Origin of the sequence: Enterobacter sp. 241F3 (genome assembly GCF_034106785.1) — a bacterium.
Classification (GTDB): domain Bacteria; phylum Pseudomonadota; class Gammaproteobacteria; order Enterobacterales; family Enterobacteriaceae; genus Enterobacter; species Enterobacter vonholyi.
In genome coordinates this window covers 1,434,549-1,454,289 of the sequence record NZ_JAWNDD010000001.1, presented here as the reverse complement: position 1 = coordinate 1,454,289, position 19,741 = coordinate 1,434,549, and the positions used below count along the sequence as shown (strand labels likewise).

At 57.2% G+C, this 19,741-nt stretch carries 19 protein-coding genes; 15 read left to right on the top strand and 4 right to left on the bottom strand.

Translation table 11 applies throughout. The features are described 5' to 3' along the window. Positions 1–133: 133 nt before the first annotated feature. From malZ to UR504_RS06900, 3 genes are all read left to right on the top strand, one after another. Positions 134–1,951 (top strand): maltodextrin glucosidase, encoded by a 1,818-nt coding sequence (gene malZ / locus UR504_RS06910; RefSeq protein WP_302234216.1) that lies wholly within the window; start codon positions 134–136, stop codon positions 1,949–1,951. A gap of 86 nt (positions 1,952–2,037) precedes the next feature. Then, positions 2,038–4,659 carry a DUF2339 domain-containing protein gene (locus UR504_RS06905; RefSeq protein ID WP_302234218.1) on the top strand — a complete coding sequence of 874 codons (2,622 nt, stop codon included), beginning with the start codon at positions 2,038–2,040 and terminating at the stop codon, positions 4,657–4,659. Continuing rightward, entirely contained in the window at positions 4,656–6,041 is a 1,386-nt protein-coding gene (locus tag UR504_RS06900) for a DUF3999 domain-containing protein (RefSeq protein WP_302234220.1), read from the top strand. The genes UR504_RS06905 and UR504_RS06900 overlap by 4 nt, the downstream gene beginning before the upstream one ends. Before the next feature lie 43 nt (positions 6,042–6,084). Here UR504_RS06900 and UR504_RS06895 read toward each other — a convergent pair whose 3' ends face one another. Continuing rightward, a complete protein-coding gene (locus UR504_RS06895) occupies positions 6,085–6,687 on the bottom strand; it encodes a peroxiredoxin (RefSeq protein ID WP_302234222.1) in 603 nt (200 codons plus the stop codon). A gap of 127 nt (positions 6,688–6,814) precedes the next feature. Continuing rightward, positions 6,815–7,396 carry an ACP phosphodiesterase gene (gene acpH / locus UR504_RS06890; RefSeq protein ID WP_115874336.1) on the bottom strand — a complete coding sequence of 194 codons (582 nt, stop codon included), beginning with the start codon at positions 7,394–7,396 and terminating at the stop codon, positions 6,815–6,817. Between the two features lie 92 nt (positions 7,397–7,488). On the opposite strand from acpH, the gene queA reads away from it, so the two are divergent. The 7 genes from queA (at position 7,489) to UR504_RS06855 (ending at position 14,155) form a co-directional block, all read left to right on the top strand. After that, a complete protein-coding gene (gene queA / locus UR504_RS06885; RefSeq protein WP_274242223.1) occupies positions 7,489–8,559 on the top strand; it encodes a tRNA preQ1(34) S-adenosylmethionine ribosyltransferase-isomerase QueA in 1,071 nt (356 codons plus the stop codon). Between the two features lie 53 nt (positions 8,560–8,612). Next, positions 8,613–9,740, top strand: a complete 1,128-nt coding sequence (tgt, locus tag UR504_RS06880) for a tRNA guanosine(34) transglycosylase Tgt (RefSeq protein WP_003859110.1) — start codon at positions 8,613–8,615, stop codon at positions 9,738–9,740. A 22-nt stretch (positions 9,741–9,762) separates the two neighbouring features. Beyond that, positions 9,763–10,095: a preprotein translocase subunit YajC gene (yajC, locus tag UR504_RS06875; RefSeq protein WP_003859109.1), complete on the top strand. Its 333-nt coding sequence runs from the start codon at positions 9,763–9,765 to the stop codon at positions 10,093–10,095. 27 nt (positions 10,096–10,122) lie between these two features. Continuing rightward, positions 10,123–11,970, top strand: coding sequence for a protein translocase subunit SecD (gene secD, locus UR504_RS06870; protein ID WP_071957349.1), 1,848 nt, complete (start codon positions 10,123–10,125; stop codon positions 11,968–11,970). A 10-nt stretch (positions 11,971–11,980) separates the two neighbouring features. After that, on the top strand, positions 11,981–12,952 hold the full coding sequence (gene secF, locus UR504_RS06865) for a protein translocase subunit SecF (protein WP_008503342.1): 972 nt from the start codon (positions 11,981–11,983) through the stop codon (positions 12,950–12,952). Between the two features lie 142 nt (positions 12,953–13,094). Continuing rightward, complete coding sequence (locus UR504_RS06860) at positions 13,095–13,460, top strand: VOC family protein (RefSeq protein WP_111963427.1); 366 nt, start codon at positions 13,095–13,097, stop codon at positions 13,458–13,460. A gap of 14 nt (positions 13,461–13,474) precedes the next feature. Then, positions 13,475–14,155, top strand: coding sequence for a helix-turn-helix transcriptional regulator (locus UR504_RS06855; protein ID WP_111963426.1), 681 nt, complete (start codon positions 13,475–13,477; stop codon positions 14,153–14,155). Between the two features lie 88 nt (positions 14,156–14,243). Here the strand turns inward: UR504_RS06855 and UR504_RS06850 are convergent, their stop codons facing one another. Continuing rightward, on the bottom strand, positions 14,244–15,122 hold the full coding sequence (locus tag UR504_RS06850) for a nucleoside-specific channel-forming protein Tsx (protein ID WP_111963496.1): 879 nt from the start codon (positions 15,120–15,122) through the stop codon (positions 14,244–14,246). A 270-nt stretch (positions 15,123–15,392) separates the two neighbouring features. Beyond that, positions 15,393–15,932: a DUF3251 domain-containing protein gene (locus tag UR504_RS06845; protein WP_111963494.1), complete on the bottom strand. Its 540-nt coding sequence runs from the start codon at positions 15,930–15,932 to the stop codon at positions 15,393–15,395. Positions 15,933–16,084: 152 nt separating this feature from the next. Between UR504_RS06845 and nrdR the strand changes: the two genes are divergently transcribed. The 5 genes from nrdR (at position 16,085) to thiL (ending at position 19,690) form a co-directional block, all read left to right on the top strand. Continuing rightward, positions 16,085–16,534, top strand: a complete 450-nt coding sequence (gene nrdR, locus UR504_RS06840; protein ID WP_008503337.1) for a transcriptional regulator NrdR — start codon at positions 16,085–16,087, stop codon at positions 16,532–16,534. A 4-nt stretch (positions 16,535–16,538) separates the two neighbouring features. Next, positions 16,539–17,642: a bifunctional diaminohydroxyphosphoribosylaminopyrimidine deaminase/5-amino-6-(5-phosphoribosylamino)uracil reductase RibD gene (gene ribD, locus UR504_RS06835; protein ID WP_115874340.1), complete on the top strand. Its 1,104-nt coding sequence runs from the start codon at positions 16,539–16,541 to the stop codon at positions 17,640–17,642. Between the two features lie 87 nt (positions 17,643–17,729). Beyond that, positions 17,730–18,200 (top strand): 6,7-dimethyl-8-ribityllumazine synthase, encoded by a 471-nt coding sequence (ribE, locus tag UR504_RS06830; RefSeq protein WP_006176874.1) that lies wholly within the window; start codon positions 17,730–17,732, stop codon positions 18,198–18,200. Between the two features lie 21 nt (positions 18,201–18,221). After that, positions 18,222–18,641 carry a transcription antitermination factor NusB gene (gene nusB / locus UR504_RS06825; protein ID WP_006809908.1) on the top strand — a complete coding sequence of 140 codons (420 nt, stop codon included), beginning with the start codon at positions 18,222–18,224 and terminating at the stop codon, positions 18,639–18,641. Between the two features lie 77 nt (positions 18,642–18,718). After that, entirely contained in the window at positions 18,719–19,690 is a 972-nt protein-coding gene (gene thiL, locus UR504_RS06820) for a thiamine-phosphate kinase (protein ID WP_274242224.1), read from the top strand. Positions 19,691–19,741: the final 51 nt, after the last annotated feature.

The window sequence follows — 19,741 nt, the reverse complement described above, 5'->3', positions numbered from 1 at the left end:
GGTTGGGGTGAGGGCATCAGGCTGCACTGGTACCTCCTCCCCCGTCCTCCTCCCCCAATAAATCCCATCATGGTGAGCTATCCTTAACCACCCTGTGGCAAGGTGACGTCAATTTCATCAAAGGGGATTCGTGATGTTAAACGCCTGGCACCTTCCGGTTGCCCCATTTGTTAAGCAAAACAAAGACAACCTGGTGATTACGCTCTGGCTGGCGGGTGAAAACCAGCCTGAACGCGTGACGCTCCGCGCCGAAATCGATAACGAAGAGACCGGGTTGAAAATGCACAAGCTGCGCAGCCAGCCGCAGCCTGGCATCACGGCCTGGCGGGCGAATATCGACCTGCGCAGCGGGCAGCCGCGCCGCCGTTACAGCTTTAAGCTTTTATGGAACAACCGCCAGCTGTGGTTTACCCCGCAGGGATTTAGTCGTTTCCCGCCCGCACGGCTGGAACAGTTTGCGGTCGATTACCCGGATAACGGCCCGCAGTGGGTTAACGATCAGGTCTTTTACCAGATTTTCCCGGACCGTTTTGCGCGCAGCGAAAAGCGCACTGCCCACCAGGATAAGATCTATCACCACCATGCGGCGGGTCATGACATTATTCTGAAAGCGTGGGACGAGCCATTAACCGCGCAGGCGGGCGGATCGACCTTCTACGGCGGCGATCTCGACGGCATCAGCGAAAAGCTGCCGTACCTGAAAAAACTCGGCGTGACGGCGCTGTATCTCAACCCGGTGTTTAAAGCCCCGAGCGTACACAAATACGATACCGAAGATTATCGCCACGTTGACGCGCAGTTTGGCGGTGACGAGGCGCTGCTGCGCCTGCGTAAGAACACCCAAAACGAAGGCATGCGCCTGATTCTGGACGGCGTGTTCAACCACAGCGGAGATTCGCATACGTGGTTTGACCGGCATAACCAGTCGATGGGCGGGGCGTGTCATAACCCGGACTCGCCGCAGCGCGACTGGTACAGCTTTAACGAGGAGGGGCGTGCGCTGGACTGGCTGGGCTACCCGAGCCTGCCGAAGCTGGATTTCCAGTCGCCGTCTCTGGTTAACGAGATTTACGGCGGCGAAGACAGCATCGTCCGACACTGGCTGAAGGCGCCGTGGAATATGGACGGCTGGCGCCTGGACGTGGTGCATATGCTCGGCGAAGCGGGCGGGGCGCGGAATAACCTTCAGCACGTCGCCGGCATAACGCGCTCGGCGAAAGCGGCTCAGCCGGAGGCGTTCGTCTTTGGCGAGCACTTTGGCGACGCGCGCCAGTGGCTGCAGAACGATGCGGAAGATGCGGCGATGAACTATCGCGGCTTTACCTTCCCGCTGTGGGGATTCCTCGCCAACACCGATATCTCCTACGATCCGAATCATATCGATGCTGAAACCTGCATGGCGTGGATGGAGAACTACCGCGCCGGCCTGTCGCATCAGCAGCAGCTGCGGATGTTTAACCAGCTCGATAGCCACGATACCGCGCGCTTTAAATCCCTGCTCGGCAAGGATGTTGCGCGTCTGCCGCTGGCGGTGACCTGGCTCTTCACCTGGCCGGGCGTGCCGTGTATCTATTATGGAGACGAAGTGGGGCTGGACGGCAACAACGATCCGTTCAGCCGCAAAACTTTCCCGTGGGAGCCAGCGAAACAGGACACGGTGCTGTTCAGCCTGTATCAGCGCCTGGCGAAGCTGCGTAAGCAGAGTCTCGCCCTGCGCTATGGCGGCTGTCAGGTGGTGTACGCCCACGATAACGTGGTGGTGTATGCTCGCATCTATAACCAGCAGCGCGTGCTGGTGGCGATCAACCGGGGCGAGGCCTGCGAAGTGGTACTGGATGATTCGCCGCTGCTGAAGGTGGCAGCGTGGAAGAGTAAAGAGGGCAAGGCCACGATTCAGGACGGCGTGCTGGCGCTGCCTGCGATATCCGCGACGATCTGGTTCGGCAGCTAATGCGCTAATGTTTCCACCTTTTAAGATGGCGCAAATGCAACGATTTGTGTCAATCTTAACAGATCGTTTACGGTGAAGGTGGAAACATGGACGAGCTTTACATCCTTGGCTGTTTATTCCTGGTTTTTGCGCTGCTGGTTGCGCCCGTGCTTGCGGTTATCGGGTTTAACCGAAGTACGGCAGCGCGGCAGGAGATAGCCCTGCTGCGCCAGCGCATAGAGGCGCTTGAGCAGCGCGGCGTGCCTCAGAACGCGTCGGAACCGGTGCAGACCGCCGCGCCGGAGGCAATTACCGCGCCAGTGGTGGAGGACGCTCCCGCGCCTGTCGACCCCTGGCGACCCGATATTCCCGCAGCGGTGGCAGAACCCGCTTCTTCCCAGGTCCCGACCCCTGCGGCAAAACAGCCTTCAGCCTTTGGCGGCATCCTGACGTCGCTGGCGCGCTGGTTCATGCAGGGCAATCCGCTGGCGAAGCTGGGCATTCTGCTGCTCTTCCTCGGCCTCTCTTTCCTGCTGCGCTATACCGTCGAACATTCCCTGTTCCCGCTTGAGCTGCGCCTCGTGGCAGCGGCGCTGTTTGCCGTTGTTCTGCTGGCGATTGGGTGGCGGCTGCGGCACAGGCAGCGTGTCTATGCGCTGATCCTCCAGGGCGGGGCGACCGGCGTGCTCTACCTGACGGTGTTTGGCGCATTCCGGCTCTGGCAAATGCTGCCGATGACGCTGGCCTTTGCGCTTCTGGTGGTGATTTGCGCGGCGAGCGTCGGGCTGGCGGTGCTGCAGAAGGCGCTGAGTCTTGCCATGCTGGCGAGCCTTGGCGGATATCTCGCGCCGCTGCTCTTATCTACCGGGGGCGGCAGCTTTGTCGCGCTGTTCTCTTTCTATCTTCTGCTGTCCATCGGCATTCTCGCGATCAGCATCTGGCAGCACTGGCGCGAGCTGAACCTGCTCGGGCTGCTGTTCACGTTCGGCGTGGGCGGCCTGTGGGGGCTGAATGACTACCAGCCTGAAGACTATTGGATCTGCCAGCTGTTCCTGATTGCCAATACGCTGATATTCGGCGTGCTGAGCGTGGCGCTGTCGCTGCGGGCGCAGGAGAAAGGGAAGCAGATTATCGACGGCGTGCTGCTGTTTGCCCCGCCGCTGGTTGGTTTTGGAATGCAGTACGGCATGACGCAGCACTGGGACTATGGCCCGGCGCTGAGTGCCCTCGGATATGGTGCCTTTTATCTTGCCCTCGCGTTCCTCGCGCTGCGTCGCTATCCCTCCCTCGGACGACCGCTGGTCATGGCGGCGCTGGCGATCGGCGGCGGGTTTGCCACGCTCGCCATTCCGCTGGCGCTGTCGGCGCGCTGGACGGCGATGGCCTGGGCGCTGGAGGGGCTGGGGATTCTCTGGCTGGGCGTGCAGCAGCATCAGCGTCGCATGAGCTATAGCGGGACGGCGCTGCTGGTGCTGGCGCTCGGCAGCGCGCTGTGGGCACAAACGGACGGCGTTACGGCGCTGAGCCTGTTCCTCATCTTCGCCATCCTCAGCCTTTGCTGGCTGGCTGCGGCCTGGCTGTGGCGGACTCTCTTCCTGCCGGTCAGCTGGGCGCTGCTGGCAGGCGGGCTGCTGTTCTGGATAGTGGCGCAGCTGGGCGCGTCGCAGCTGGTACTGACGAAGGAATTACCGATTCTGGCGGGCGTGCTGGCGCTGACGGCGGCGTCGGTCTGGGGCTGGCGGCAGGTGGCTGCTCGCCTGACGTGGCGGGAGCTGAACGCCAGCAAATGGCTGCTGTGGCCGGTTATGCTGCTGATGGTGGGTTATCAGCTCTGGCATCAGCAGATCGTTACCGCCGGCTGGTCAAACCTGGCCTGGTGCGTTGCGCTTCCTGCCGCGCTAATGCTGTTGCGGCGCGATGGTGAAAGACTCCTGCCGCGCATCGCGATGGGGCTGCATTTGTCGCTGTTCTGGATGATTTTGCTGGCGCTGGCCGCGGAGCTTTACTGGTTTGCCCGGTCTCTGCCGTGGGGAATGGCGGCCTGGGGAAGCGGATTAGCGATGGCCGCAGGTGGCGGGATTATTATGGCACTTTCTGCAGCAGTACGGCGTCGCGTGTGGCCGTTCCGGGAGTGGCCTGCGCTCTATGCGTGTCTGGCACCGATCCCTGTCGTCGTGGCGCTGCTGGTATTGCTGGTGGTGACCAATTTCCAGGACGGCGTGGTCTATCGTCAGACCTGGCTGCCGCTGGTGAACCCGCTCGAGGAAGGTGCTGCGTTCGCGTTGCTGGGGCTGGTGGTCTTTTATCGGGGGGTGGATCGCTACTACCCGTCATGGCTTGCGCAAGCGCGCCCGTGGCCTGCCGTCGCGATTATGGCGTTTGGCTTCTGGTGGCTAAACGGTGTGCTGATGCGCGCCCTGGCCTGGTACGGCGACGTGGCCTGGAATATGGCATCGCTGTGGGATTCGCGGCTGATCCAGACAAGCTTTGCCCTGTTCTGGATGTTGAGCGCGCTGGTGGTCATGATCCATGCCACCCGCAGGGCTTCCCGGCAGGAGTGGCTTTGCGGTGCCGCGCTGCTGGGTGTGGTGATGGTGAAACTGATGCTGGTGGACAGCGCGGGCGGAGGCGGTCTGTCGCGCGCGGTGGCGTTTATCGGCGTGGCGATACTGGTACTGATAGTGGGCTATTTCTCGCCGCTACCGCCAAAAACAGGAGATGAAAAATGAAATGGATGAAAGCGGTTGCGTGTACCGCGCTACTGGCGCTTTCCGGCCCGGCGTTCTGCGACGAAATACCAACGGAATCGCCCCGTGACTATGCCTTTGGTCGTTCACTCGACACGTCCGTTCCTTCCCGGTGGTATCGGGTAATGCTGCCGCTTGCCGTCTATGAGCAAAGCACGTCGCCGGATCTGCACGATGTCCGCGTCTTTAACCAGTCGGGTGAGCCGGTTCCCTTTAGCCTGATCGCCGCTACGCGCCCGCAGGCGACAGCGCAATCCACGGCGCTGCGCCTCTTTCCGCTGGACGCCTCGCCGCTCGCGGCTGGCTCAGACGCCGGTGACAGCGATAAGATCCGGCTCCGTTCCCGAAACGGCATTGAGATTGTGCTGGAGGGGCAAAAAGCCGCCGCCGTCGGGCAACATTACCTGCTGACCCTGCCGGAGCAGACGACGGGTGAGCTGGCTATATCCCAGCTGCAGCTCCTCTGGAATACCCATGAGACGCCGTGGCAGGGAACGGCGTCGGTCTATTACAGCGAGGATCTCAAGCGGTGGTATACCCTGCGCGAGGATATGCCGCTGCTGGACGTCGTCAGCGGTCAGGATCGTCTTAAGCTCGATCGGCTCGATACCGATACGGTTTTATCTCCCGATGCGAATCGCTATCTCATGGTGGTGCTGAATACGCAGAGCCAGGGGGTAACGTTGACCGGCGTAAACGCAATCAGCGCACCTGCCCGGGCGGCCCCGGAAGAGATTAGTCTTGAAGGGGAAGGTGAGCAGCTATCGACAAGTGAAGCTCAGTGGCGCTGGGCGCGCCCGCAGCCGCTGAGTGCTGTCAGCATCTCGCTGAACGGCGATGGCGTTCTTCCCGTGGAGATCGCGTGGCGCAGTACGGAAAAAGAGGCATGGCATCCCCTGAAGAAAGAGGTGATTTACCGTCTGGAGGGGAAAACGTCCGGACCGGTTTCGCTTAGCGGGGGCCTGGTGCAGGCAGTGAAAATCACGACGCTGAATGCGCGTCTGCCAGAATACCTGCCGAGCGTTACGGGGCATCGCGACCGCTATGATCTTGTGTTCAACGCGCAGGGGAAAGCGCCGTACGTCCTCGCATGGGGCAACGGTGCCGCAAAGCCTGCCAGCGTGGAGCCTGACATGCTGATCCCAGCCGACCTGCGCAAGACCTATGATATGGCGAACCTGCCGCAGGCCGATATTGTGGATGATGTCGCGTTGGGCGGCGAGGGGCGGCTGAACGCCACCTCTGCAGCTGAGCGGGCGAGCTGGCTGAACGCCCTGCTGGTATGGGGCGTACTGATTGCGGGCGTGATCCTGCTGGCGGGCATGGCCTGGCGCATCTGGCGAGAGACGCAGCGTAAGGCATAAAAAAAGGCCCGCATAAGCGGGCCTTTTTCGTAAACCGTGCCGATTACAGGCTGGATACGTTCTCAGACAGGTATTTAGCTACGCCGTCTGGGGAAGCAGCCATACCTTCTTTACCTTTTTCCCACTGAGCCGGGCACACTTCGCCGTGCTCTTCGTGGAACTGCAGCGCGTCAACCATGCGCAGCATTTCGTCGATGTTACGACCCAGCGGCAGATCGTTCACAACCTGGTGACGAACGATGCCGTTCGCGTCGATCAGGAAGGAACCGCGCAGCGCAACGCCAGCGTCCGGATGTTCGATACCGTAAGCCTGCTGGATTTCGCGTTTGATGTCCGCAACCATTGCGTATTTCACCGCACCGATGCCGCCTTTGTCGACAGGGGTGTTACGCCATGCGTTGTGTACAAACTCAGAGTCGAAGGAGACGCCAACAACTTCCACGCCACGCTTCTGGAATTCTTCATAACGTTTGTCGAAAGCGATCAGCTCAGACGGGCAAACGAAAGTGAAGTCCATTGGCCAGAAGAACAGAACGGTCGCTTTACCGTTGGTGTGCTGTTTGAAGTTGAAGTTTTCAACGATTTCACCGTTGCCCAGAACTGCTGCAGCTGTAAAATCCGGAGCCGTACGAGTTACCAGAACCATATGATTCTCCTGTAGATACTAAGGTTATTTGGAACGCAACGCGAGCCAGTATAGAGAGTGTTCATGGATAAGACAAAGAGGTGGTGACAATCGTTCCGCCAGCTTTTACCTATCAATGTGATTTCTGTTAAAGCTGTTTGTTTTTCGCCTGGACCATCATGCGCGGGTAAAACTGCCAGAAGCGGGTCTCCAGCGCATCGTAATGTTCATCCAGGTCATACCAGGAATCCCGCAGCGCATCCAGGCGCGGGCGACGGCTCGCCATCCCGTTCAACACGTTCTGGATGAAGTCCATCTCGCGATAGCGCTCCAGCCAGCGTTCCGACCACAGATAGTTATTCAGATTCACAAAGCGCGGCGGCGAGTCGGGCAGAATGATCGACACCTGCTGGTGGGCATAGCGCACAAATTCGGGCAGGGGTAGCTCCGGCGAGAGCTGTGCCCAGTGGCGCGACAGGAAGTGATCCCACATCACGTCAAGCGTGATCGGCGCAACGCGGCGCGTTTCAGGGCGGAACCACGCTTTGGCTTCCGTCACTTCCGGCAGTTTATCCGTCAGCACGTCGATGCGGCGGTGCATAAAAATCCCGTCGACAACCTCAGGGGAGTAGTCTTCTGCGGGATTGCCGCGTACGAAATCGGCCAGCAAATTGCCCGAGAGGGAACTGTCAGCAAGGTGCGCGAGATGCAGGTGAGCGAGAAAATTCATGCGTTTTATTTGTCCGGGGGCGGCTAGTTGTTGCAGCAAAAGGGTGTGAGCACTAGACTATGCCGCCTGTTTTTAAGTCACGAGTATACGTCATGCGCGTCGCCGATTTCTCCTTTGAACTACCTGAATCCCTGATTGCTCACTATCCCATGCCTGAGCGCAGCAGCTGTCGCTTACTGTCACTGGATGGGCCAACGGGCGAGCTGACGCACGGTACTTTCACCGATTTGCTCGACAAGCTCAACCCTGGCGATCTGCTGGTCTTTAACAATACCCGCGTGATCCCGGCGCGCCTGTTCGGCCGTAAAGCCAGCGGCGGCAAGATTGAAGTGCTGGTCGAACGTATGCTCGATGATAAACGTATTCTGGCACATATTCGCGCATCTAAGGCGCCAAAGCCGGGCGCGGAGCTGCTGCTGGGCGATGATGAGAGCATCAAAGCGACCATGACCGCGCGCCACGACGCGCTGTTCGAGGTGGAGTTCAACGACGAACGTACGGTGCTCGATATCCTGAACGCCATCGGCCACATGCCGCTGCCGCCGTATATTGAGCGTCCGGACGAAGAGGCTGACCGCGAGCTGTACCAGACCGTCTACAGCCAGAAGCCTGGCGCTGTCGCTGCGCCGACCGCGGGCCTGCATTTTGATGAGCCGCTGCTGGAGAAACTGCGCGCGAAGGGCATTGAGATGGCGTTCGTGACGCTCCACGTCGGCGCGGGTACCTTCCAGCCGGTGCGCGTGGACAGCATTGAAGATCACATCATGCACTCTGAGTATGCTGAAGTGCCTCAGGACGTGGTGGACGCGGTGCTGGCGGCGAAAGCGCGCGGCAGCCGCGTCGTGGCGGTTGGTACTACGTCCGTGCGCTCACTCGAGAGCGCCGCGCAGGCGGCTAAAAACGGTCTTATCGAGCCGTTCTTTGGCGATACGCAGATCTTTATCTACCCGGGCTATCAGTACAAAGTAATTGACGCGCTGGTGACCAACTTCCATCTGCCTGAATCGACGCTGATTATGCTGGTTTCCGCGTTTGCTGGTTATCAGCACACTATGGCGGCCTACAAGTCTGCGGTAGAACAAAAATATCGCTTTTTTAGCTACGGGGACGCGATGTTTATCACGTACAATCCGCAGGCTTTGAATGAGCGTGTCGGGGAATAAGTCCGCGGCACCGTTTTACAACGTTGGACTGTTTTTCTGACGTCGGAGAAAAAATGAAATTTGAACTCGATACCACCGACGGTCGCGCGCGTCGCGGTCGCCTGGTGTTTGATCGCGGCGTGGTGGAAACCCCCGCGTTTATGCCTGTGGGCACGTACGGCACCGTAAAAGGGATGACGCCGGAAGAAGTAGAAGCCACTGGCGCACAGATTATCCTCGGCAACACCTTCCACCTTTGGCTGCGTCCGGGTCAGGAGATCATGAAGCTCCACGGCGATCTGCACGATTTCATGCAGTGGAAAGGCCCAATCCTGACCGATTCCGGCGGCTTCCAGGTCTTCAGCCTGGGCGATATCCGTAAGATCACCGAGCAGGGCGTTCACTTCCGTAACCCGATCAACGGCGATCCGATTTTCCTCGATCCGGAAAAATCGATGGAGATTCAGTACGATCTCGGCTCTGATATCGTGATGATCTTCGACGAATGTACGCCATACCCGGCAGACTGGGATTACGCCAAGCGTTCAATGGAGATGTCTCTGCGCTGGGCGAAGCGAAGCCGTGACCGCTTTGACTCCCTGCAGAACAAAAATGCGCTGTTCGGCATTATCCAGGGCAGCGTTTACGAAGATTTACGCGATATCTCGGTTAAAGGTCTGGTAGAGATAGGTTTTGATGGCTACGCTGTCGGCGGTTTGGCTGTAGGTGAGCCGAAGGAAGACATGCACCGCATTCTGGAGCATGTTTGCCCGCAAATCCCTGCGGATAAACCACGATACCTGATGGGCGTGGGTAAACCGGAAGATCTGGTTGAAGGCGTACGCCGCGGCATTGATATGTTCGACTGCGTCATGCCAACCCGCAACGCGCGTAACGGCCATTTGTTCGTTACCGATGGCGTGGTGAAAATCCGTAACGCGAAGCATAAGAGTGACACCAGCCCGCTCGATTCTGAGTGCGATTGCTATACCTGTCGCAATTATTCTCGCGCGTATCTGCATCATCTCGATCGTTGCAACGAGATTTTGGGCGCGCGTCTCAATACCATTCATAATCTTCGTTATTATCAGCGCTTAATGGCTGGTTTACGTAAGGCTATCGAAGAGGGTAAATTAGAGAGCTTCGTGACCGATTTCTACCAACGTCAGGGGCGGGATGTTCCACCGTTGAACGTTGATTAATTTTAATAATGAGGGAATTTGAATGAGCTTTTTTATTTCTGATGCGGTAGCGGCAACAGGTGCTCCAGCGCAGGGCAGCCCGATGTCTCTGATTCTGATGCTGGTTGTGTTCGGTCTGATCTTCTACTTCATGATCCTGCGTCCACAGCAGAAGCGCACCAAAGAGCACAAAAACCTGATGAACTCCATTGCGAAAGGCGATGAAGTGCTGACTAACGGTGGTCTGGTCGGTCGCGTAACCAAAGTGGCTGAAAACGGCTACATTGCTATCGCCCTGAACGACACCACTGAAGTGGTCATCAAACGTGACTTCGTAGCTGCCGTTCTGCCGAAAGGCACCATGAAGGCGCTGTAATCCCAACTTTTCCCAAAGGGAACTGCCGTGTTAAACCGTTATCCTTTGTGGAAGTACATCATGCTGGTCGTCGTGATTCTCGTCGGCCTGCTGTACGCGCTTCCCAACCTGTATGGTGAGGATCCGGCTGTTCAAATCACTGGCGCGCGCGGTGTCGCCGCCAGTGAGCAAACGCTGATCCAGGTCCAGAAAACGTTACAAGAAGAAAAAATTACCGCTAAGTCTGTGGCTCTGGAAGAGGGCGCAATTCTTGCTCGCTTCGACACCACCGACACGCAGCTCCGCGCTCGCGAAGCGCTGATGGGCGTGCTGGGTGACAAATACGTCGTGGCGCTTAACCTTGCCCCTGCAACCCCGCGTTGGCTGGCTGCGATGAAAGCAGAGCCAATGAAACTCGGTCTTGACCTGCGTGGCGGCGTTCACTTCCTGATGGAAGTGGATATGGATACCGCGCTCGGCAAGCTGCAGGAACAGAATATCGACAGCCTGCGCAGCGATCTGCGTGATAAAGGCATCGCTTACACCACCGTGCGTAAAGAAGATAACTACGGCATGAGCATCACGTTCCGCGACAGCGCGGCGCGCGATCAGGCTGTAGATTATCTGACTCAACGTCACCGTGACCTGGTGATCTCCTCGCAGGGCAGCAACCAGCTGCGTGCGGTGATGACCGATGCGCGCCTGAAAGAAGCGCGTGAATATGCCGTTCAGCAGAACATCAACATTCTGCGTAACCGTGTAAACCAACTGGGTGTGGCCGAGCCGCTTGTACAGCGTCAGGGTGCTGACCGTATCGTGGTTGAACTGCCGGGTATTCAGGACACCGCGCGTGCGAAAGAGATTCTGGGTGCGACCGCAACCCTGGAATTCCGTCTGGTGAATACCAACGTTGACCAGTCTGCTGCCGCTTCTGGCCGTATTCCGGGTGACTCCGAAGTGAAACAGACCCGCGAAGGTCAGCCAGTTGTGCTGTACAAACGCGTGATTCTGACCGGTGATCACATCACCGACTCCACGTCGAGCCAGGACGAATACAACCAGCCGCAGGTTAACATCTCGCTCGATAGCGCGGGTGGTAACATCATGTCTAACTTCACCAAGGACAACATCGGTAAACCGATGGCAACCCTGTTCGTGGAGTACAAAGACAGCGGTAAGAAAGATGCAAACGGTCGTGCTGTGCTGGTGAAAGAGGAAGAGGTGATTAACATCGCCAATATCCAGTCTCGTCTGGGTAACAGCTTCCGTATCACCGGCATCAACAACCCGAACGAAGCGCGTCAGCTCTCCCTGCTGCTGCGTGCCGGTGCGCTGATTGCGCCAATTCAGATTGTTGAAGAACGTACCATTGGTCCAACTCTGGGTATGCAAAACATCCAGCAGGGCCTGGAAGCGTGTCTGGCCGGTCTGGTGGTCTCTATTCTGTTCATGATCTTCTTCTATAAGAAGTTTGGTCTGATTGCGACCTCTGCGCTGATTGCGAACCTGGTGCTGATTATCGGCATCATGTCCCTGCTGCCGGGGGCGACGCTGACCATGCCGGGTATTGCGGGTATCGTTCTGACCCTTGCGGTGGCGGTCGACGCCAACGTACTGATTAACGAACGTATCAAAGAAGAGTTGAGCAACGGTCGTTCTGTTCAGCAGGCGATTGACGAAGGTTATAAAGGCGCGTTCAGCTCTATCTTCGATGCGAACGTAACAACACTGATCAAGGTTCTTATCCTGTATGCAGTGGGTACCGGCGCTATCAAAGGCTTTGCGATTACAACCGGTATCGGTGTCGCAACGTCAATGTTTACCGCTATTGTCGGCACCCGTGCCATCGTGAACCTGCTGTACGGCGGCAAGCGCGTCAAAAAGCTGTCTATCTGAGGAGTGCGTTGTGGCACAGGAATATACTGTTGAACAATTGAACCACGGCCGTAAAGTCTGGGACTTTATGCGCTGGGACTACTGGGCCTTCGGCATTTCAGGTTTCCTGCTGATACTGTCCATCGTCATTATGGGCGTGAAAGGCTTTAACTGGGGGCTCGATTTTACCGGTGGTACGGTAATTGAAATCTCCCTGGAAAAACCGGTCGATATGGACCAGATGCGCGAATCGCTGCAGAAAGCGGGCTTTGAAGAGCCGCTGCTGCAGAACTTCGGCAGCAGCCGCGACATTATGGTACGTATGCCGCCGGTGCACGATGCCAACGGCAGCCAGGAGCTGGGCAGTAAGGTTGTTAGCGTGATTAACGAAACAACCAGCCAGAACGCGGCGGTTAAGCGTATTGAGTTCGTCGGCCCAAGCGTAGGTGCTGACCTGGCGCAGACCGGCGCGATGGCGCTGCTGGTGGCGCTGATCTCCATCCTGGTGTACGTCGGTTTCCGCTTTGAGTGGCGACTGGCGGCCGGTGTGGTTATCGCCCTGGCGCACGACGTGGTGATCACCATGGGCATACTGTCGCTGTTCCACATTGAGATTGACCTGACGATCGTGGCATCACTGATGTCCGTTATCGGTTACTCGCTGAACGACAGTATCGTGGTATCTGACCGTATCCGTGAAAACTTCCGTAAGATCCGTCGCGGTACGCCGTACGAGATCTTTAACGTGTCGTTGACCCAGACGCTGCACCGTACCTTGATCACATCCGGTACCACCCTGATGGTGATCCTGATGCTGTTCCTCTTCGGTGGTCCGGTACTGGAAGGCTTCTCGCTGACCATGCTGATTGGTGTCACCATCGGTACGGCGTCGTCTATCTACGTTGCGTCCGCCCTGGCACTGAAACTCGGCATGAAGCGCGAGCACCTGCTCCAGCAGAAAGTCGAGAAAGAAGGGGCGGATCAGCCGTCCATTCTGCCGTAAGGCGACGTTTAGCGCGTTATCGAAATCCCGGTCGGTTGACCGGGATTTTTTTTATCTGCTCCTGACAAACACTCCTGACAGTATGCTGTCAGGAGCCCTGTCGTAGACTCCTTCTGAACCCAAACAACAGGCAGGAGGATGTATGAAAAGCGTCATTAACTGGTTTGAAATTCCGGTCTCGGATATGGATCGCGCCATCAAATTTTATGAGCCCGTGATGCAGCTTGCGCTGCGTCGCGAGAAAATGGACTGTGCGGAGCTGGCCGTTTTCCCGCATGAGGATCCGGGTACCGGAGGCGCACTGGCAAAATTTGACGGCGTTACACCGTCTTTGCAGGGCGCTATTATTTACCTGCATACTGACAATCTGGCGGCCACGCTCGATCGCATCGCCTCTGCGGGCGGCGAGTGCGTGTTTGGCCCGCTGGAACTGCCGCATGGCATTGGCACTATCGCCTTGTTTACCGACAGCGAGGGCAACCGCGTCGGGCTCCATCAACCTGCCTGAGAGCGGATAAAGATATGACCCGACGCGCTGACCGTTTGTTTCAGATTGTGCAGATCCTGCGGGGCAGGCGTCTGACAACGGCAGCGCATCTCGCGGACCGGCTTGGCGTGTCCGAGCGCACGGTATATCGCGATATCCGCGACCTGTCGCTTTCCGGCGTGCCGGTGGAAGGTGAGGCGGGGAGTGGATATCGGCTGATGTCGGGCTTTGACCTGCCGCCGCTGATGCTGACAAATAAGGAGTCCGAGGCGCTGATCGTCGCGATTCGCCTGCTCAAAACCTGGGGTGGGGAATCGCTGTCGCGCGAGCTGGAGTCGGCTCAGGAGAAGGTGCTGGCTATCCTGCCCGAGGAGAGCCGCCGAAAGGCGGAGCAGACGCGGATCTACGCCCCGGACTTTTGCATGCAAAGCCACTCCCGCAGCGATTTTGACATGATTCATCAGGCGATTTCCGCCCAGCGCGTGCTGGCGCTGCATTACCGTGATGAAGCAGGACAGCTCTCAAAGCGCGAGGTTCAGCCGCTGGGGCTATTCTTCTGGGGAGAGCGCTGGCTGCTGGCTGCGTGGTGTGAACGGCGCGATGACTATCGCTGTTTCCGGCTCGACCGATGCCTCAATATTGTGGCTACGGAGAGGCGTTTTAGCGAGAGCGCGGACAGGTCTCTGGCGGATTTTTTGCGGAAGGTGAAGCAGTAAAAGGCCGGGTGGCGGCTACGCCTTACCCGGCCTACATTTGGGTCGTAGGCCCGGTAAGCGTAGCGCCACCGGGCGAAACCCACACTGATTAGAAGTTGTAACCTACAACCAGGTAACCACCCCAACCGGTAGAACGGACGTTTTCTTTCATCCAATTCAGGTCGGCGTCGTCGTTCCACTGACCGCCGTTGTGCCAGTAACGCGCCACTACAGAGTAGTGCCAGTGATCGTAGTTCAGCGCCAGGATGTGGCTGGAGGCGATGGAGTCGTTAGTACGCTGTTTAATACCGTTCTCTGCGTAACCGCTCTTATCTCCCAGTTCTGAACCCCAGTCGAAGTTGGTGAAGCCGATGTAGCTCAGGTTACCGCCCCACAGCTGAGTGATTGGTACAAAGTATTTCACTTTGAAACGGTAGCCATCCCACTCATTCTGGTTTTCTGCACCGTAGTTCTGCCACTGGTATTTCGCGTAAACGTTCAGGGACAGGCTCATTGGCAGGCCGGTGTCAACATCGGTACCCAGACCCATATACCAGGTGCTCTGACGACCAGACTCGTTGCGGCCCATGTCGTAGATATAGTTGTTCGCGAAGTACCACTCTTTGAACGGACCGAAGCTGAGGTCGGTGCCGGTCAGCTTGTCGATGGAGAAGCGCGGCTCGATCTCCATGAACAGCGGAGAACCGTGGTTCCAGATACCTTTTGCCTGAGAGTTACCGCCGAAGAAGACCGGTGCATCCATGTAGCCGTAGAAATCAAACCAGTCTTTCTTGGCGAATGCTTCGTACTCCAGGTAGGTATCGTTGCGGATCTGTGGTCCGAAACGGGTGTGGTAGCTGCCGACGACGTTAACGCTCTGGTGCCACCAGTCGGAGAGGTATTGTGGTTTATCGTTTTCCGCTGCGTTAACAGTGAAAGAGGAAGAAAGTGCCAGCACGGCGCCAGCTGCGAGTAATGTTTTTTTCATAATCATGCCACTGATTGAAATTCCCTTTCGGGAGTGAAAAATGCGCGAATTGCGTTTCTAAATATTTCGTGTTTCTGCGGTGCCTATTATAGGAATCCCTGCTCACAAAAATATGTGTTGTTTCACATATTTCTCACGCGCGTAATCGATTGCGTTCACGTTTGCGTACTTTAAACGGGCGGGATTGTAGCGGCAATCATTTATGTTGCCAATCCATACGAAATGTAAATGTTAGCGGAGTGACATTGCGCTCCGCTAAAAAAGAGGGGATTAGTGCGCGGCGGGTTGAATGTCGTGAATGCGGATAAAGCCTAACTGTTCCGGCGTAACGCCGCTTAACTGAAGCGGAATATCCACATCGCTTGGTGCTAAAACACTGGCCGGGGCGGTGAAGAGCTGATTCTTCACGTTCACCTCCTGGTAGTTCTCCGTTGTGCCCTGGATCTGCCCCCACTCGACGGTGCCGCTGAAGGCCGGAAGCGGATCGTTGGACTCGCCCTGAATGCGCAATGTTGCGCGAGTACCATCGGCGTTCGCCGCCACATTCACCAGAGACATTTTTAGCGTGCCGATCTGACTATTGAGACGCGCAGGCGTATTCGCGCCCGGCAGCAGATAAACTCCGCTGCTGGATTTGGCATTCAACGCGTTTTGTTGGGTGATTTTCACCGTTTCTTTGTTCAGCTTGTCCATCGCCGTATTGAGCGTATTGACGCTCTGTTTCAACTGACGGACTTCGGTTTGCTGTGCACAGGCGCTAAGGGTGAAGAGGCTCCCCACCAGCAAGATTTTCAGGTAACGTCTTGTCATTGCGTTTATTTCCTTGAAATAACGGATCGCCTTAATGTTAGCCAGCATCATCATGTGAGATATAGATCCTTTGTCTCAAAAAGCTCTTCCTTTGTTGTCAGGCCAGATCAGGGTAAAATGAAAATTAGTTAACCAGATAACAGGGATACCGTATGCATTGCCCATTCTGCTCCGCTGTGGATACCAAAGTCATCGACTCTCGTCTTGTGGGCGAAGGGTCATCCGTACGCCGTCGTCGGCAGTGTCTGGTGTGCAACGAGCGTTTCACGACCTTTGAGGTTGCAGAGCTGGTAATGCCGCGCGTGGTAAAAAGTAACGACGTGCGCGAGCCGTTTAACGAAGAGAAACTGCGCAGCGGGATGCTGAAGGCCCTCGAAAAACGTCCCGTCAGCGCGGACGACGTGGAGATGGCGTTAAACCACATAAAATCTTACCTTCGTGGTTTGGGTGAGCGTGAAGTGCCAAGCAAAATGATCGGCAACCTGGTGATGGAGCAGTTGAAAAAGCTCGATAAGGTCGCCTATATCCGCTTCGCCTCGGTCTACCGCAGCTTCGAAGACATCAAAGAGTTTGGCGAAGAGATCGCCCGCTTACAGGATTAAGCTCATGCAGGATGAGATTTACATGGCGCGAGCCATGAAGCTGGCGCAGCGCGGTCGTTTTACTACCCATCCCAACCCGAACGTCGGGTGCGTTATCGTCAACGATGGCGAGATTGTCGGAGAGGGGTTTCACTATCGGGCGGGCGAACCGCATGCCGAGGTTCATGCGTTGCGCATGGCCGGTGAGAAGGCGCGCGGTGCCACAGCCTACGTCACGCTGGAGCCCTGCAGCCATCACGGGCGTACGCCGCCGTGCTGTGAAGCGTTGATCGCGGCGGGTGTTTCACGCGTGGTCGCATCGATGCAGGACCCAAATCCGCAGGTGGCTGGACGCGGTCTGTATCGCCTGCAGCAGGAAGGCATTGACGTCAGCCATGGTCTGATGATGCAGGACGCGGAAGCGCTTAACAAAGGTTTCCTGAAGCGCATGCGCACGGGGTTCCCGTATATTCAGCTCAAGCTGGGCGCCTCGCTGGACGGCCGTACGGCAATGGCAAACGGTGAAAGCCAGTGGATCACTTCTCCACAGGCAAGGCGCGATGTGCAACGTCTGCGCGCGCAAAGCCATGCTATTCTCACCAGCAGTGAAACCGTTCTGGCTGACGATCCGGCCATGACCGTGCGCTGGGACGAGCTGAATGCCGATACCCAGGCTCTTTACCCGCAGGAGAACCTGCGTCAGCCGCTGCGTATTGTCATTGATAGCCAGAACCGCGTGACGCCGGAGCACCGCATCGTCCAGCAGCCTGGTGAGACTTGGATTGCCCGTACCAAAGAGGATGCTCGCGAATGGCCGGAAGGCGTACGCAGCATTACGGTGCCGGAGCATAATGGCCATCTGGATCTGGTGGTGCTGATGATGCTGCTCGGCAAGCAGCAGGTGAACAGCATCTGGGTGGAAGCGGGGCCAACGCTTGCCGGTGCGCTCTTACAGGCCGGGCTGGTGGATGAACTGCTTGTTTACGTTGCGCCTAAACTGTTAGGCCACGACGCGCGCGGCCTGTTTGTGCTGCCCGGCCTTGAAAAACTGGCCGACGCACCGCAACTCAAATTTAGCGAGATTCGTCCGGTAGGTCCGGATGTCTGCCTCCACTTAACGACAGCGTAATTGCTCCTTAAATAGGGAAGCAGTGCGCAAAGTATTATGATAAAATCCGCCCCCCTGCGGGGCCAAATGAACCCGTAAAGGAAGAGTATGAACATTATTGAAGCTGCTGTAGCTACCCCGGACGCTCGCGTCGCCATCACCATTGCGCGTTTCAACAACTTCATCAACGACAGCCTGCTGGAAGGTGCGATTGACGCCCTGAAACGTATCGGCCAGGTTAAAGATGACAACATTACCGTTGTTTGGGTTCCAGGCGCTTACGAACTGCCACTGGCGGCAGGCGCGCTGGCGAAAACCGGTAAATACGACGCGGTGATTGCGCTGGGTACCGTTATTCGTGGCGGCACTGCGCACTTCGAATACGTTGCGGGCGGTGCAAGCAACGGCCTGGCACACGTTGCGCAGGATGCTGAAATTCCTGTCGCATTCGGCGTGCTGACCACCGAAAGTATTGAACAAGCCATCGAACGTGCTGGCACCAAAGCCGGTAACAAAGGTGCAGAAGCTGCACTGACCGCGCTTGAAATGATTAATGTATTGAAAGCCATCAAGGCCTGATTTTTTTGTAAGGGGAATTCCGTGAAACCTGCTGCTCGTCGCCGCGCCCGTGAATGTGCCGTCCAGGCACTTTACTCCTGGCAGTTGTCCCAGAACGACATCGCTGATGTTGAATACCAGTTCCTGTCAGAACAGGACGTGAAAGACGTTGACGTTCTGTACTTCCGTGAACTGCTGTCGGGAGTGGCGACTAATAGCGCGTATCTCGATGGTCTGATGAAGCCTTATCTGTCCCGTCTGCTCGAAGAGCTGGGCCAGGTAGAAAAAGCAGTGTTGCGTATTGCGCTGTTTGAGCTGTCTAAACGTGATGATGTGCCGTACAAAGTGGCCATCAACGAAGCGATCGAACTGGCGAAAACCTTCGGCGCTGAAGACAGCCACAAGTTTGTAAACGGCGTACTTGATAAAGCAGCACCTGCGATCCGTCCCCACAAAAAGTGATCCGCAAACCGGAGTCCTGCATTGCCTGACGGGCGGTGCGGCTCCGGTTTTTTCTTTTATTTGCTGAGGCATAACGTATGGCATGCGGCGAATTCTCCCTGATTGCCCGTTATTTCGACCGTGTCAGAACCTCTCGTCTTGATGTTGAAACCGGCATCGGCGATGACTGTGCACTTCTCAATATTCCAGAAAAACAGACGCTGGCAATCAGCACCGACACTCTGGTGTGCGGCCGTCATTTCTTACCGGATATCGATCCTGCCGATCTGGCCTATAAGGCGCTGGCGGTTAACGTCAGCGATCTGGCGGCGATGGGTGCCGATCCCGCGTGGTTAACGCTGGCGCTGACGCTGCCTGAGGTGGACGAATCCTGGCTTGAAGCTTTCAGCGATGCGCTGTTTGAGCAGCTTAACTACTACGATATGCAGCTGATTGGCGGTGATACCACTGCCGGGCCGCTGTCGATGACGCTGGCGATCCACGGCTATGTGCCGCTCGGCCGCGCCCTGAAGCGCTCGGGTGCAAAACCCGGCGACTGGATCTACGTCACCGGTACGCCGGGTGACAGTGCGGCAGGGCTGGCGATTCTCCAGGATCGCTTAACCGTAAAGGATGCCGACGACGCGGCGTATCTGGTGAAACGCCATCTGCGCCCAACGCCGCGTATTCTGCACGGCCAGGCGCTGCGCGAGCGCGCGAGCTCTGCTATCGACCTCTCTGACGGGCTGATCTCAGACCTTGGCCATATTTTAAAGGCCAGCGGCGTTGGGGCGCGCGTTGATCTGGATCTGTTCCCGCTGTCAGAGGAACTGCTTCGTCATGTCGAACCTGAGCAGGCGCTGCGCTGGGCGCTGTCCGGTGGCGAAGATTACGAGCTGTGCTTTACCGTTCCGGAGCTGAACCGTGGAACGCTCGACGTGGCATTAGCGCATCTTGGTGCGAAATTCACCTGCATAGGTCAGATCATGCCGGAGAGTGAAGGGCTGAAGTTTGTGAAAGACGGTGCGCCGGTTACGCTGGACTGGAAAGGGTACGATCACTTCGCGTGAGTTTGTACGCTTTGTATTGCCGGGTGGCGGCTCCGCCTTACCCGGCCTACA